This window comes from Mesorhizobium sp. ISC15 (assembly GCF_037162615.1).
Classification (GTDB): domain Bacteria; phylum Pseudomonadota; class Alphaproteobacteria; order Rhizobiales; family Rhizobiaceae; genus Mesorhizobium; species Mesorhizobium mediterraneum.
Genome location: NZ_JAVSPX010000001.1, coordinates 5,444,125 through 5,458,051, shown reverse-complemented (window position 1 = coordinate 5,458,051; position 13,927 = coordinate 5,444,125). Strand labels below are relative to the sequence as shown.

Annotated in this window: 13 protein-coding genes; 3 read left to right on the top strand and 10 right to left on the bottom strand. The window is 62.6% G+C overall.

Annotation, left to right across the window (positions count from 1 at the left end):
- Nucleotides 1-118 precede the first annotated feature (118 nt).
- The 3 genes from RPG13_RS26315 to RPG13_RS26305 all read right to left on the bottom strand — a co-directional run bounded on the left by RPG13_RS26315 (nt 119) and on the right by RPG13_RS26305 (nt 3,304).
- Entirely contained in the window at nt 119-1,276 is a 1,158-nt protein-coding gene (locus RPG13_RS26315) for a mandelate racemase/muconate lactonizing enzyme family protein (protein ID WP_337126365.1), read from the bottom strand.
- 129 nt (nt 1,277-1,405) lie between these two features.
- Nucleotides 1,406-2,341: a LysR family transcriptional regulator gene (locus tag RPG13_RS26310; protein WP_337126364.1), complete on the bottom strand. Its 936-nt coding sequence runs from the start codon at nt 2,339-2,341 to the stop codon at nt 1,406-1,408.
- Between the two features lie 69 nt (nt 2,342-2,410).
- Nucleotides 2,411-3,304: a LysR family transcriptional regulator gene (locus tag RPG13_RS26305; RefSeq protein WP_127204162.1), complete on the bottom strand. Its 894-nt coding sequence runs from the start codon at nt 3,302-3,304 to the stop codon at nt 2,411-2,413.
- Between the two features lie 91 nt (nt 3,305-3,395).
- Between RPG13_RS26305 and RPG13_RS26300 the strand changes: the two genes are divergently transcribed.
- From RPG13_RS26300 to RPG13_RS26290, 3 genes are read left to right on the top strand one after another with little or no spacing between them, the layout of a single operon-like run.
- Nucleotides 3,396-4,181 carry an SDR family oxidoreductase gene (locus tag RPG13_RS26300; RefSeq protein WP_337126363.1) on the top strand — a complete coding sequence of 262 codons (786 nt, stop codon included), beginning with the start codon at nt 3,396-3,398 and terminating at the stop codon, nt 4,179-4,181.
- Nucleotides 4,182-4,191: 10 nt separating this feature from the next.
- Nucleotides 4,192-4,896, top strand: coding sequence for a ribonuclease activity regulator RraA (locus RPG13_RS26295; protein WP_126105639.1), 705 nt, complete (start codon nt 4,192-4,194; stop codon nt 4,894-4,896).
- On the top strand, nt 4,893-5,819 hold the full coding sequence (locus tag RPG13_RS26290; RefSeq protein ID WP_337126362.1) for a dihydrodipicolinate synthase family protein: 927 nt from the start codon (nt 4,893-4,895) through the stop codon (nt 5,817-5,819). Before RPG13_RS26295 ends, RPG13_RS26290 begins: the two co-directional genes overlap by 4 nt.
- 61 nt (nt 5,820-5,880) lie before the next feature.
- On the opposite strand, the gene lhgO is transcribed toward RPG13_RS26290, so the two are convergent.
- The 7 genes from lhgO to RPG13_RS26255 form a co-directional block, all read right to left on the bottom strand.
- A complete protein-coding gene (lhgO, locus tag RPG13_RS26285; protein WP_337126361.1) occupies nt 5,881-7,080 on the bottom strand; it encodes an L-2-hydroxyglutarate oxidase in 1,200 nt (399 codons plus the stop codon).
- A 14-nt stretch (nt 7,081-7,094) separates the two neighbouring features.
- Complete coding sequence (locus RPG13_RS26280) at nt 7,095-8,603, bottom strand: tripartite tricarboxylate transporter permease (protein ID WP_337126360.1); 1,509 nt, start codon at nt 8,601-8,603, stop codon at nt 7,095-7,097.
- 126 nt (nt 8,604-8,729) lie between these two features.
- Nucleotides 8,730-9,197: a tripartite tricarboxylate transporter TctB family protein gene (locus tag RPG13_RS26275; RefSeq protein WP_337126359.1), complete on the bottom strand. Its 468-nt coding sequence runs from the start codon at nt 9,195-9,197 to the stop codon at nt 8,730-8,732.
- 58 nt (nt 9,198-9,255) lie between these two features.
- A complete protein-coding gene (locus RPG13_RS26270) occupies nt 9,256-10,233 on the bottom strand; it encodes a tripartite tricarboxylate transporter substrate binding protein (RefSeq protein ID WP_337126358.1) in 978 nt (325 codons plus the stop codon).
- Between the two features lie 79 nt (nt 10,234-10,312).
- On the bottom strand, nt 10,313-11,485 hold the full coding sequence (locus tag RPG13_RS26265; protein WP_337126357.1) for a mandelate racemase/muconate lactonizing enzyme family protein: 1,173 nt from the start codon (nt 11,483-11,485) through the stop codon (nt 10,313-10,315).
- Nucleotides 11,486-11,510: 25 nt separating this feature from the next.
- Complete coding sequence (locus tag RPG13_RS26260; RefSeq protein WP_337126356.1) at nt 11,511-12,188, bottom strand: GntR family transcriptional regulator; 678 nt, start codon at nt 12,186-12,188, stop codon at nt 11,511-11,513.
- A complete protein-coding gene (locus RPG13_RS26255; RefSeq protein WP_292713381.1) occupies nt 12,185-13,309 on the bottom strand; it encodes an Ldh family oxidoreductase in 1,125 nt (374 codons plus the stop codon). The genes RPG13_RS26260 and RPG13_RS26255 overlap by 4 nt, the downstream gene beginning before the upstream one ends.
- Between the last annotated feature and the right edge of the window lie 618 nt (nt 13,310-13,927).

The following is a 13,927-nucleotide window of genomic DNA, read 5'->3' as shown; positions in this document are numbered from 1 at the left end:
GCTGGGATTCCCATTCCATGGTCATTGACAGGGAAGGGCAGATGGCGGGACAGGCAGCAAACTTCGCTCGCCGGCCGCGTTGGGCCAATCTACCTTATTACGCCGACGCCTGGCCGCGCTACATTTGCACCGCGAACTCCTTGATCAGGCCATCCTTCGGCTCAAGCCCCAGCCCCGGCTCCTGCGACACACGCAGATAGCCATCCTCGGGTTGTGGGACGCTCTTGAAGATTGCGTTGTAGGCCATCCACTTGTGGAAGTGGTATTCGACCAGTCCGCCGTTCGAAATCCCGGCATGCAGCGCGATGTTATGCGGGCCATTGCCGTTGCCGTGCGAGAGCGGGATATGGAACATCTTGGCAAGGGCGGCGGTGCGGATCGCTGCCGAGTAGCCGCCGTCATTGTTGACATTGGGCTGTATGTAGTCGACTGCGTCGGCCAGGATCAGGTCGCGCGCGGAGAACTTCTCATTCTCTGCGGCAGCGACCGGGATGGTCGTTTTCGAACGCAGCTCGCGCAGCAGCCTCGGGTCGTTGTAGTAAAGCGGCTCCTCGACGAAGCTGATGTCGAGTTCCTCGCATCGCTTGCACAGTTCCGCTGCCTGGGCCAGATTCATGCGCAGATTGCCGTCCATCGCGAGCTTGACATTCGGGCCGACAGCCTCGCGCATCGCCTTCATGCGGAAGTAGTCATCCTTGGGATCGGGAATGGGCTGGCGGCCGACAGTGTTCTTGAGATGGTTGTTGCCGAGTTTGACGAGGTGGGCCGCCTCCGCGGCGAGTTCCTCCGGCGAATAAACGGGGGCGTTGTCGTAGGCCGCGCCGTGCGTGACATAGACCGGCACCTTGTCGCGCGCGCCGCCCAGCAGGTGATGCACCGGCTGGCCGAGCATCTTGCCCTTGATGTCCCATAGCGCGATGTCGATCATCGCCAGCGCCGAGATCAGCGTCCTGCCGAGCGGCCGCTCGAAGCTGGCGCGATCGAACAGCAGGGGAATGCGCTCGGTGCGCATCGGGCTCTCTCCGATGATCGTCGGCGCGATGTATTTGTTGATCAGGTCGATGGCGACGTGGTGGGTGTAGCCGCTGGTCGCCCAACCGACGAGGCCGTCGTTGGTCTCGACCTGGAGAAGCAGTGCGCCTTCCTTGTTCGGCTTGTCGCGATAGGGCGGCGGCGTGATCGGAATGTTGGCGAGCTTGTGCGCTTGGATACGAGCGATCTTGCTCCTGGTCTCGATGACATTGTTGTCCTGTTGGACATAAACATCCTGAAGCACGAATTCTCTCCTTTCCCGACGTTCCGTGTGCCGGGAAGGCACTGTCTAGCGGAAGCCGAACTTCAGAAAAAATTCAAAAATCCCATCGATTATTCTGAAAATCTGAAGTCGCCTTGATCGCGCCGGCCTTCAGGCCTGGCGCAGCGACACCCGGATCAATTGTGCGAGCCGTTCGGCGGCCGGCGACAGTTCCTTGCCACGCTTGCGCACGATGCCGTAGCGGTGAATGAGCTCGGGCTCGACGATCTGGTAGACGCGCGACTGGTTCGGCTCCGCGAAACGGACGATCGACTGGGTGAGAATTGCCGCGCCGATGCCGGCCTCGGCCATCGCGACGAGTGTTTCCGCCTGGATGCAGCGGTACCGCACGTTCAGCGCGATGCCGCGAGCGGCAGCCTCGCGCTCGAACATCGCACCCATCAGGGTGGTGGTGTGGTAGTGGAGCAAGGGCAGGCTGGACAGTTCCGCCAGCGTGATGGTGCGACGATTGTGCGGACACATCCGCGTGGGGATCAGCGCGTGCAGCGGATCGTCGAGCAGCGGCTCGAAATCGAGGTCCGGATCGCCTGAGATCGGGCCTATTCCGAAGTCGACAGCATCGGCCTGTATCACCCGGTAAAGGTCGGCGGACTTAAGTTCCGACAAAAGCATCTTGATTCCCGGATAGTCGCGTTCGAACTCGGCGAGGATACGCGGCAGATGGGTCGAGGCGATGGTGGGCGCGCAGGCCAGCGCGACCTGGCCGCGCCGGATGGCTAGTGCCTCCTGGACGTTGCGCAAGCCGATGCCAACCTCTTGCAGGCCGCGCTGCGTGCTGGCGAACAATTTGCTTCCTTCAGGCGTGAGCTTCACGTCGCGCGTGGTGCGGTTGAACAGCTTGGCGCCGAGTTGGTCCTCGAGCTGCTTTATCTGCATGCTGATGGCGGACTGCGAACGATGTGCCCGGTCGGCGGCCTCCTTGAAGCTGCGGTTTTCGGCGACCAGCATAAAAGTTTGCAACAGCTTGAGGTTGACCCGCGCCAAAGCGGCCGCATTCGCGTCCAGCGGCGGTTTCAGTTCGCTCATTGGTGTCGCACCCTAGGATCCTCCTTGGCCATGCCAGCGCGGCCGGAGTCATGGTCGCAGCCAGGCGGATCAAGCATCGTCAGCCCTCTTCCCGCCTGACGAGACTGCCGCAAAAGCGTCCAGAAGGACACCCACCAGCCGTCCTGAAGGCGCGCTGCGCGGCCACAACATGCCGATCTCGCGCACCAGCGGCGGGCCGGGCAGCGGCAGGCGCGCGACCGACAGCCCCTCCGGCCATGGCGGCGCCCAGTCGGGCAGAACGGAAACACCGAGACCGTTGCTGACCATCACGGCTATGGCTTCCAACGAATCCAACTCCAGCCACTCCCGGGGCCGAAGCTTCTGGCGGCGCAGCCACTCGTCGGCCAGCCGGCCACCCCAGTTGTTGCGGTCATACCGGATGAAAGGCAGCGTTGCGAGCAACTGTTCCGGATCGCCAGTGGCGAGGGCGCTCGGCGCAAGCAGGATCATAGGCTCGGTCCGAAGCACGCTCCAATGCAGCGATTTTGGGATCGGAAAGGGCGGTCGCACCAATATGGCCGCGTCGATGCTTCCGTCGCCGAGCGCCTGATAGAGATCAGTGGAAGTGCCGGGGAGAACGAAGACCTCGACCGAAGGAACCGTGTCGACAAGGTGCCGCAGGGCGGGCGCAAGGATGCCGGTCAGCGCGGTCGACACGGCGCCGAGTCTCATCTCACCTGATGGCGAATCGGTCTGTGCAAGCGTTTTCAGGTGGCGGATGTCGCCGAGGATTCTGCGGCTTTGTTCCAGAATCGCATGGCCGGCATCGGTGGGCTGCACCACGCGGCCCGCGCGTACCAGCAGCCGTTTGCCGAATTCGTCCTCCAGCGCCTGCATGCGTTGGGCCACGGCGGCCGGCGTGATTGCCAGGCGGCGGGCCGCCTCGGCCAGCGAACCAAGTTCGGCCACGAGCAGGAAGGTTTCGAGAAAGCGTGATTCCATCGATAGAAAAACTATCATCAAATTATACGGCAAGCCATGTTTTCTTCTGTGCACCGTTGATGATAATCCGCCTTGAATTGGAGGGTTTCCTGTGGATCTCGAACTGAAGGGTAAGGTCGCGCTCGTCTTTGGAGCCGGCGGCGGGTTGGGCGGGGCGATCGCGCGGTCGCTGGCCGGCGAAGGCGTGCGCGTGGTCGTCGCCGACATCGATGAAGCGGCCGCGGAAAACACCGCCTCGGCCATCAAGGGCGCCGGCAACGAGGCGCTGACAATGGGCTGGGATATCGGCGACCTATCGTCGATCGAGGGACGCCTGGCCTCGATCGAGAAGGCCTTCGGCTCGGTCGACATTCTGGTGAACAATACGGGCGGCCCGCCGCCGACGCCGGCAGCCGGCCAGTCCTCGGAGAACTGGTCGAAATTCTTCGACAGCATGGTGCGCTCGGTGATCGCCGTTTCCGACGCGGTGCTGCCCGGCATGCGCCAGCGCAAATGGGGCCGCATCATCACCTCGACGTCCTCCGGCGTGGTCGCGCCGATCCCTAATCTCGGCATGTCGAACACGCTCAGGATGGCATTGGTCGGGTGGTCCAAGACGCTGGCGGCCGAAGTCGGCCGCGACGGCATCACCGCCAACATCGTGCTGCCGGGGCGCATCGCCACGGGACGCATCACCTTTCTCGACGAACAGAAAGCCAAGCGCGAGGGGCGCTCGGTCGAGGAAGTAGCCGCTCAAAGCACTGCGTCCATTCCGGTCGGGCGCTATGGCCGACCGCAGGAATATGGCGACATGGTCACCTTCCTGGCTAGCCCGCGCGCATCCTATATCACCGGCTCCGTCATTCGCATCGACGGCGGCTTGATCCCCAGCATCTAAGGAGACCCCGATGACCCTCGACCCGAAAGTCGTAGAGACCCTGCAGGGCGTCTCCACCGCGACCCTCACCACGGTCCTCCTGAAGAAGGGCCTGCGCAACGTTTGGATGCGCGGCACCAAGCCTATCCGTCCAGGCCAGCCGCGCGTGGTAGGGCCGGCCTTCACTTTGCGCTTCGTGCCGGCGCGTGAGGACCTCGCCACCCCGGCAAGCTGGGCCTCGCCTATTTCGACCCGGGCGGCGATCGAAGCGATGCCCGAAGGTTGCGTGGCGGTGGCTGACGCAATGGGCGTGCTCGACGCTGGTATTTTCGGTGATATCCTCTGCGCGCGCATGGCCAAGCGCAATGTCGCCGCATTGATCACCGACGGCGCGATGCGCGACGCCGCGGGCGTGCTCGGTACCGGCCTCAACGTATGGTGCAACGGCATTTCCGCGCCGCCTTCAGTGGCCGGTCTCACCTTCGTCGGCTGGCAGGAGCCGATCGCATGCGGCGGCGTGGCGATCTTTCCCGACGATATCGTGGTGGTGGACGATGACGGCGCGGTGTTGATCCCCGCGGCATTTCTCGAGCAGGTGCTGGCCGAAGCGCCGGAGCAGGAGACGATGGAAGCGTGGATCATGACCGAGGTCGACCGCGGCGTGCCGCTGCCCGGTCTTTATCCGATGAACGAGGAGACGAAGGCGCGCTATGCCGCTTTCGCGAAGAAGACATGACCTTCGGCGTCGATGCCAAAGGCGTCTACCCGATCGCGGCGACGCCGTTCAATGCGGACATGTCGGTCGACTACGACTCCGTCGACCGGCTGACGGAGTTCTACCAGGATGCCGGCGCCGCCGGCATGACGATCCTCGGCATCCTGGGCGAAGCCCAGAAACTGGAGCCCGAGGAATCGCTGACAATCGCAAAGCGCGTGATCGCGCGCTCGCGTGTGCCTGTCGTTGTTGGAGTGTCCAATCCGAGCTTTGCCGCCATGCGCAGGCTGGCGCGCGAGGTGACGGATGCCGGCGCAGCCGGCGTGATGCTGGCTCCGGCCTCGCACCTGCGCAGCGACGAGCAGATCGCCGCCTATTTCCATCACTGCGTGGAAGCAATCGGTCCGGACGTACCCTGGGCCCTGCAGGATTATCCGCTGACGCTATCGGTGGTCCTGTCGGTGCCGATGATCTCGCGCATAATGAAGGAACATCCGTCCTGCGTCATGCTGAAGGCAGAGGACTGGCCGGGACTTGAGAAAATCTCGGCGATCCGCAAGCTCCAAGCCGCGGGCGACCTGCGGAAATTCTCGATCCTGACCGCCAATGGTGGGCTTTTCCTCGACTTCGAGCCGGAACGCGGTTCGGATGGCGCGATGACGGGCTATGCCTTTCCAGACATGCTGGTCGAACTCGATCGGCTGCACCGCGAAGGCGAGCGCGACGCAGCACACGATCTTTTCGATGCCCACCTGCCGTTGATCCGTTTCGAGCAGCAACAGGGGGTTGGCCTCGCGGTGCGCAAATACGTGCTGATGCGGCGCGGCGCCATAACATCGGACGTGCAGCGCAGCCCGCGCTCGTCGCTGACGCCGGCCGGTCGATCCGAAGTCGACTACCTACTGGAACGGTTGGCTCGAAAGGACCCTCGCGCAAGGCTGTGACGATGCATGCCGAGCGCCTGCCGCGGGATACGCGTGGGGCAATGATTGTATCGGGCCCGGATCATTGTGACCGCTCCTCGATCCGATCGACGATCATCTTCGCGATCGGCATGGCGGACGTCGCCGCGGGCGACGGCGCGTTGCAGACATGCAACTGGCGCGGGCTGTCGAGGAAGAGGAAATCGTGCACCAGCGTGCCATCGGCCAGAACCGCCTGCGCACGGATGCCGGCGCCTGGTTGGCCAAGGTCCGGGAGTTCGAGCGAAGGGCAGTATTTACGGCACTGCTCCAGGTAGCCGCGGCGGAAAATCGAGTTGCGGAACTCGTCGATCCCCGACGTGAGGTTCTTGCGGGCCATTTTCCAGAAGCCGCCGAAGGTGAGCATCTGGGTGACATCGCCCAGGTCGATGCTGCCCTTTTTGTAGCCTTCGCGATGAAAGCCCAGCACGGCGTTGGGCCCAACTGTCACCCGTCCGTCGATCATGCGTGTCAGGTGGATGCCGAGGAACGGCAGATCCGGATCAGGGATCGGGTAGATCAAGTGCGTGACGATCGTCGATTTCGCGTCGGGCAATGTGTAATATTCGCCACGGAACGGCACGATCTGGTGGGTGGGATTGAGCCCGGCAAGCCTCGCAAGCCGATCCGACTGCAGCCCGGCGCAGGCAACAAGCTGCTCGGCGCGGATCGTTTCGCCACGATCGGTGGTCACCACCACGCCAGTGTCGTCTTCAGAGATGCCTTTGACGCGGGTGCCGGTCATCAGCTTGGCACCATTCGCCTTGAGACCCTCGGCCAGAGCGTCGCAGATCAGCTTATAGTTGATAATGCCGGTCGACGGCACGAGCAACGCGCCCAGGCCAGCGATGTTTGGCTCGATCTCACGCAGACGCGCCGCGCTGACCTCCTCGAAACCAATGCCATTCTCCAAAGCGCGATGCTTCAGCGCTTCCATGCGCTCCATCTCGACCGGGCTGGTGCCGACAAGCAGCTTGCCGCACACCTCGAACGGAATGTTGTTGTCTCGCGCGAAGGCTTTCGTCGCCTTCGCCCCCTCGCGGCAGAGCTTCGCCTTCAAGGAGCCGGGGGCGTAGTAGATGCCGGCATGGATGACGCCGCTGTTGTGGCCGGTCTGGTGCTCGCCGAAACCGGCCTCCTTTTCGATGACCAGGATGCGAGCCGCCGGATCGCGAGCCAGGATATCGGAGGCGGTGGCAAGCCCGACGATGCCGCCGCCAATGATGCAATATTGAAATGTCATATACCGCAGTCCTGTCAGACCTCAGCCTCGTCCGCGGCGATCTTCTTGCGCCCGGTCAGCTTGAGGAAAAGTGGGATCGAGAGCACGAGGACCGTGGCGATGAACAGCCCCAGCGCAATGGGCCGCTCGATGAAGACGAGCAAGTCGCCCTGCGATTGGATCAGCGTGCGGCGGATGTTGCGCTCCAGCAGCGGTCCTAGCACCAGGCCGAGGATCAGCGGCACGGCCGGATAGTCGAGCCTGGCAAGGATGATTCCGGCACCGCCTGCCAGGATGGTCAGCATCACATTGAACGTCGAATTGTCGATGGCGAAGACACCGTAGACGACGATCGCAATGACGATTGGATAGAGATAGGCTGTCGGAACGAAAAGCGCCGCCGCCAGTAGCGGAGTCAGCAACAGCGTCAAGAACACAAGTGCAAGGTTGCCGATGGCGAAAGAGCCAAACACCGACCAGACAAACTGCGGATTCTCGGTGAACAGCAGCGGGCCTGGCTGCAGGCCGATCATGATCAACCCGCCCATCATCACCGCCGTGGTCGCCGAGCCCGGGATGCCAAGCGTGAACAGCGGAATCATCGCGCCGTAGGACGCTGAATTGTTGGCCGCCTCCGGCGCTGCCACGCCCTCGACGATGCCGGTGCCATATTTTTCGGGCGTCGGCGACAGGCGCTTGGCGAGTGCGTAAGAGAGCATGGTCGCTGCCGAGGCGCCGACGCCGGGGAGGACGCCCACGAAGAAGCCGAGCACCGACCCTTGCAGCAGTTGCCAGCGTGTCTGAACGGCATCGCTCATCCTCGGCAACAGCGAGGCGAAAGTGTATTTGGCAACCGGCTTGTCCACATTCGCCTCCAGGGAGGTGAAGATCGCGGTAAGCCCGAACAGGCCGACAGCGACGATGGAGAAGTCGAGCCCATCGAACAGGTTCATCGACCCGCCGGTATAGCGCGGCAAGGCGGAAATGGGATCGAGCCCCACCATGCCCAGCCATAGGCCAAGCGCCAACGCGACGAAACCCTTGAAGGCGTTGCGGCCGCCCAACACGCTGAGCAGCGAAAGCGCAAAACACATCATCGCCGTCATCTCGGTCGGGCCAAAGGCGAGTGCATAGCGCGATACCGGAACCGAAAGAGCCACCAGCCCGGCTATGCCGAGAAGGCCGCCGACAAAGGAGGCGAAGACGCTCGTCCCCAGCGCCCGCCCGGCCTCGCCTTTCTGGGCCATCGGATAGCCATCGATGACCGTCATCACGGAAGGCGCGTCGCCGGGAATGCCGAGCAGGATCGACGTGATGGCGCCGCCGAACATCGAGCCATAGTAGACACCACCGAGGCACGCGATTGCCGCGATGCCGCCAAAGCCTGCCGCCACCGGCAGCATGATCGCAACACCGGCGGTCGGTCCGAGGCCAGGGAGCGCACCGATCAGCAAGCCGACCACAGCGCCCAGTATGGTGCAGGCGAAGATCGCCGGATCGGTGGCGGCGAGAATTCCGTCCCACAGCAGCGCAAGCGTTTCCATCGCGGTACCTCTCTTGGGTGGCCATTAGAGCGGTTCATCGTTTCACGGAAACGCCGAACCGCTACATCTCTTTGTTTTGACGCAATTCCGGACGGAAAACCGTTTCACGCTTTTCCTGGAATTGCTCTAGAAGCCGAGCGGTCCCCTGGGGGTCGGCACGCCCAGAAGATTTTGGAACAGCAGCAGAAGGATGATCGGCGTGATCACCGACACCGCCGCAAGCTTGACAAAGAAAACCGGCCCCGGCTCGGTCCGCAGAGCCAAGCCGATCGCTGCCATGGCCAGCATGGTGGCGATCATCATGCCGAGATACGGCGTCAGCCAGACAGCGATGAGCAGCGCCGCAATCACGACCCCGGCTTTTGCCGCCTCGCGGCCCGATATGCCCGGGCCAAGCTTCTCGACCCCACCAAGCGCCCGATAGAGATTTATTGCGCTGAGCAGGGCGATCGACGAACCGATGATGATGGGGAAGAGACCGGCCCCGGGCGTGGTGCCCTGCATCACCCCGTAGCCGATGCCCGTGTAGACCAGCCAGAGACCGAAAATTATCAGCAGTGCGGCGACCAGCAGGTCGAGCCGTTGAACGCTCATCGCTTTCCTCCTCGCGACGGATGGGAGCCACCATTTCGGGTGGCTCCGAGCAACGTCACTATTTGATGATGCCGAGTTCCTTCATCATCGTCTCGTAGCGCGCGTTGGTGCGCTCGAGCACTTCCTTGAAGCCTTTCGCGTCGACATAGTCCGGGATGTCGTGGAAGCGGTCGATATACTGCTTCTTCCACTGCTCGCTGGTCGCAACCTTTTGCAGTACGCCCTCCCAGTAGGTCACGACTTCCGGTGGAACGTCCGCGGGCATGACCAGTCCGCGAAGCTGGGTGTGCAAAATCTCGCCATAGCCGAGTTCCTTGAAGGTCGGGATGTCGGGGAAGGCCGGCGAGCGCTCGGCCGACGTGATCGCAAGTGGCCGCAGCTTGCCGGCCTTCATCTGCGCCATCGCCTCGGATGGGTTGAGAAAGCCGACGTTTACATGTCCGCCAAGCAGCGCCGCCATCACCTCGCCCTCACCGTCGAACGGCACGGAGTCAATCTGGATGCCGAGCGCGTTGGACGTCATCTTGGCCAGCAGTGCCGCGTCGGAGACGACGCCCGTCGTACCGGTGGTGAAGCGCGGCGTCTTCTTCAGGTCGTCAAGCTTCTGGTATTCGCTAGAGGTAGGAACAACCATGATGTATGGCGACTGCGCGATCGCAGCGAGTGGAGTGAAGTCCTTGTAGCTCACCGGCGAGCCACCCAGGAGTGGCGTTGTGAAAAAGCTGACGCTGACGGTCGCCAGATGATAGGGATCACCCTTTTCCTTGGCGACTACACTGTAGCCGACCGCGCCCGAACCGCCTGTACGGTTCTCAGGCAGGATCTTTACAGGGATCAGCTTCATCTCCTCGATCACGCCGGCGATGGTGCGGGCGAGCGTATCGCTGCCGCCGCCGGCGCCGAACGGGATTATCATTTTGATGTCCTTGTCCGGATACTCCGCTGCCGCGGCGCTGACCGCGATGGCCGCAGCTGTGAGCAAACTAAGGCCGACAACGCGGCCATGGTTGACGAAGTTCGAGAGTCCGTAGGTCATAGTCATTTCCTCCCAGTTAGAACTTGGAACAGCACCGGAACCGATCGAACCATTTTTGGCGGTCCCGGGGCTGCGATTGTCAGGCGTTCTTCTTTTCGATGGTTTCACGCAGCAGGTAGCCGTGCGCATCACGACCGGTGAACTGGCTGCCTTTGGGATCCTTGACCCGGGCATCCTTCAGCGCTTCGTAATTCGGCGTGAAGCCAAGGCCCGGCGCGTCCGGGATTGTCATCTTGCCGTTCACGGGGTCGGGCGTGCCGTTGAAGAAATGTTTTCCGGTCATCCACATGCCGTAGTGGAATTCGACAGGGCCGCCATTCATCACGCCCGCCAGAATGTGCATGTTGAAAATCGGCCAGCCGCCGCCATTGGCCATCGGCAAATTGAAGGCCTGGGCGAGGTGCGCCACTTTGAGCGCCTCGGTGTAGCCGCCATTGTAGAGGACGTTCGGCTGCAGCACGTCCACCGCATGGTGGACGACGAGTTCGCGGAAGCGCCAGCGGTTGCCTTCCATCTGGCCGGCGGCGATTGGAATCTTGACGCGGCTGCGCAGGTCGGCAAGCGCACGCGCGTCGTTCTGCTGGATCGGTTCCTCGAACCATTTCAGGTTCGCGTCTTCCACGGCCTTCGCCAGCATGAAGGCGTCATGCGGGTTGAAGTAGCAGTTGGCGTCGATCATGAGGTCGACGTCGGGGCCGATTGCCTCGCGTGCGGCATAGACGCGACGCACGTCGTCCTTCCAGGTACGCGTCGGCTCGCCGCCGACGACCATCTTCAGCATGGTGTGCCCGTCGGCCAGAAACTTCTTGGCGTAGTCGGCGATCTGCTGCTCGTCGAAGAACGGGTAGCCAAACGTCGCATAGGTGTAGGCCTCGCGGGAATAGCCGCCCAGAAGCTCCGAGACCGACTTGCCGACAATCTTGCCCTGGAGGTCCCACAGCGCGATGTCGATCGCCGAGAGAGCGTTGGAAATGACACCGGTATAGGCGCGGTTGTTGAGCTGCTTCCATACTTTGGAGTGGATAGCCTCGGTGTGGAAGACATCCATGCCCTTGATCAACGGAAATATATGATCCTCGATGCAGGGCATGGTCGACCAAGGCAGGAACTGGCCGGTGCAGCCGAGCCCCTTGAGGCCCGTGTCGGTCTCGACCTCGACAAAGACGAACATGCGAGATTCGATGGATTCGCCGATGCCAGGCAAATCGATCTCGTGACGATGCAGGCTGGCGGTGATGTTTGCAATTTTCAAGTGAGGTCTCCTTGGGACAAATGGGTCATATGGCGGCCACGGCGGCCGCCGTTGTTTCGATGGACGCTTCCCAACGCGCCTTGCCGTTAAGGACGTGCTCGCTCCCGCGGCGCCGAGCGAGCTCAGCGTCACCGGATTCGATCGCCTCGACGATTGAGCGATGCTCCAGATTTGTCTGGCCGGGCGATGACAGAGAGCGCCGCAAGGAATGGGTCTCCCGGATCAGGTCGTTGTAGACACGATGCGCGCAGGAGTGGTCGGCTATGCGGCCGATCAGTTGATGAAGCTCGAGATTGATCTCGTAGTAGTGCGCGATCCTGCCGGCGGCGATCGCTATGTCCATGTCGGCGATCAGGCGCTTGAGCTTTGCCACGTCGGAGGCGGTGCGCCGTTCCGCGGCCTGAGCGCACATCAATCCGGTGAGCAATGAGCGCACATCGTAGTTTTCGGCGATCTCGCGGTGGGACATTTCACGTACGAAAACACCGCGCGCCGGGACGAACACAAGAAGCCCCGCCTCGACCAGCGCACGCGTCGCCTCGCGCACCGGCGCACGGCTTACCGCCATCTGCTCGGCAAGCACCGCCTCCTTGATTCTGCTGCCGGGCTGCATGTCCCCCGCGAGAATCATTCGTTCGATTTCGGCGTAGACGCGAACGGCAAGACTTGCGGTTCGCTCGATCGGCCTTGCTGCAAAAGTCATGCCTTGCCCCTCGTTTCCTTGCCGTCAGTAAACTGAAAACTGTCGACAGTAAAATCGAGGGGAGAAAGCACCCAGTCCGCGCCGGATTCCTGCGCAATTTGATACAAGCGTCGATGGAGGCCGGGCCCGATGGGTAGTCCGGTCTTCTCGCGCTCGGCGCGGACCCTGCGCTCAGGGTCGCCCGCCACCTGGACAGGCTTTAGCGGATCCACGGGGGGTGTTGCGCGCAGATCGTCGCAGAAGCGGGCAACGTCGGCGCGGAAGTCTGCAATCGGACGGAACAAGGCGGGGTTGATGGCCATGAAGAAGTGACCGACGTCGAGGCCCCATGGCTGTTTCGAATGGTTGGGATCGGTGATCAGTGTGGAGCCGGACAGGCACGAGGCGAGGATATTGACCATCGCAGCCAGCCCGTAACCCTTGTAGCCGGCGCTCTCCGCCGCGCCGCCCAGCGGCGACAGGAAGCCTCCCTCCATCACCACTTTCGGGTCGAGCGTCGGCACGCCCTTCCCGTCCATGCCCCAGCCCGACGGCATGAGTTGGCCTTCGACGATCTTGTTCCGGACCTTGCCGGACGCCACCGTCGTCGTGGCCATGTCGAGCACGAAGGGCCGGCCGGGCTCGGCGGGGGCGGCGAAGGACCACGGGTCGGTGCCGAAGCGCGCCGCCGCGCCGCCGGTCGGCGGAACCCGAATGCCGAATACGCTGGTGGCGGCGATGCCAATCAGATCGTGATCGGTGGCCTTGGTGGTGAAGTAGCCCAGCGCGCCGAAATGACCGGAGTTGCGGACCGACACCACGCCGACGCCGGCTGCCCTTGCCTTGGCGATCGCGGTTTCCATCGCTCGTATGGCGGGATCGTGGCCGAGGCCGCCGTCCCCGTCGAGCAGGGCGCTGACCGCCGTCTCCTGCACGATTGCGGGCTTCGACTGAAAGTTGATCGGCCGCGTCTGCCGTCGTTCGTTGTATTCGACCAACAGCGCGATGCCGTGGCTTTCGAGGCCATGGAGATCGGCCCAGGCCAGCACGTCCGCCGATTTCTCCGCCTTCTCCGCAGGCATGCCCCAGGCGCGGAAAATGCTCATCGCCTGACGGCGGTGCGTCTCGAAATCATGCCTCATCCTGACCTCCCGGGGAAGGCTGCGCCATGATCGACAGCCATCCGAGGATCAAGAATAAGGAATCGACCGATCGAAAAACAATGTCAGCTTCAATTGATTTAAACGATAGTTTTTCTTGGTTCCGGAAGACAGGTCCATACGCCGAAATTTGTTCGTGCCTCCGAACTGTGTGGGCGTCTACCCTCCGTGCGATAGGCGGAAAGGACCCTTTTGAGATTGACCAATTGTTGGCTGCATCCGTTCGAAGATGGCCCCAAGGATCGGAGAAGAACGCGATGCGGCTGCTGATCGCCGGAACACATGCACAAATGTCACGATACGGCGTTTCAACTCGGCAACGCCTCGTCGACGTTGTCCACGCGAAGGCAACGGTGATGCCACCCCGACAGGCCGAGGTTGGCGGCAAGGTCCGCGTATGCGGGACGCTCGGCAGCGCGACTTCAGGGTCGGGTGGACCCGAAAAACGGCCAGATGTTCTCGGTCTGTGCTCGAAAAGTCGCATAAGAGTGCAGGGCGGAACTCAACGGCGACCCTGTGACGGGTCGCCTCATCACAACGTCTGAACCTTTCACTACTCTTTCCTTCGCGGCCGCCCAACGGCAGGCCATGACTCGAAGG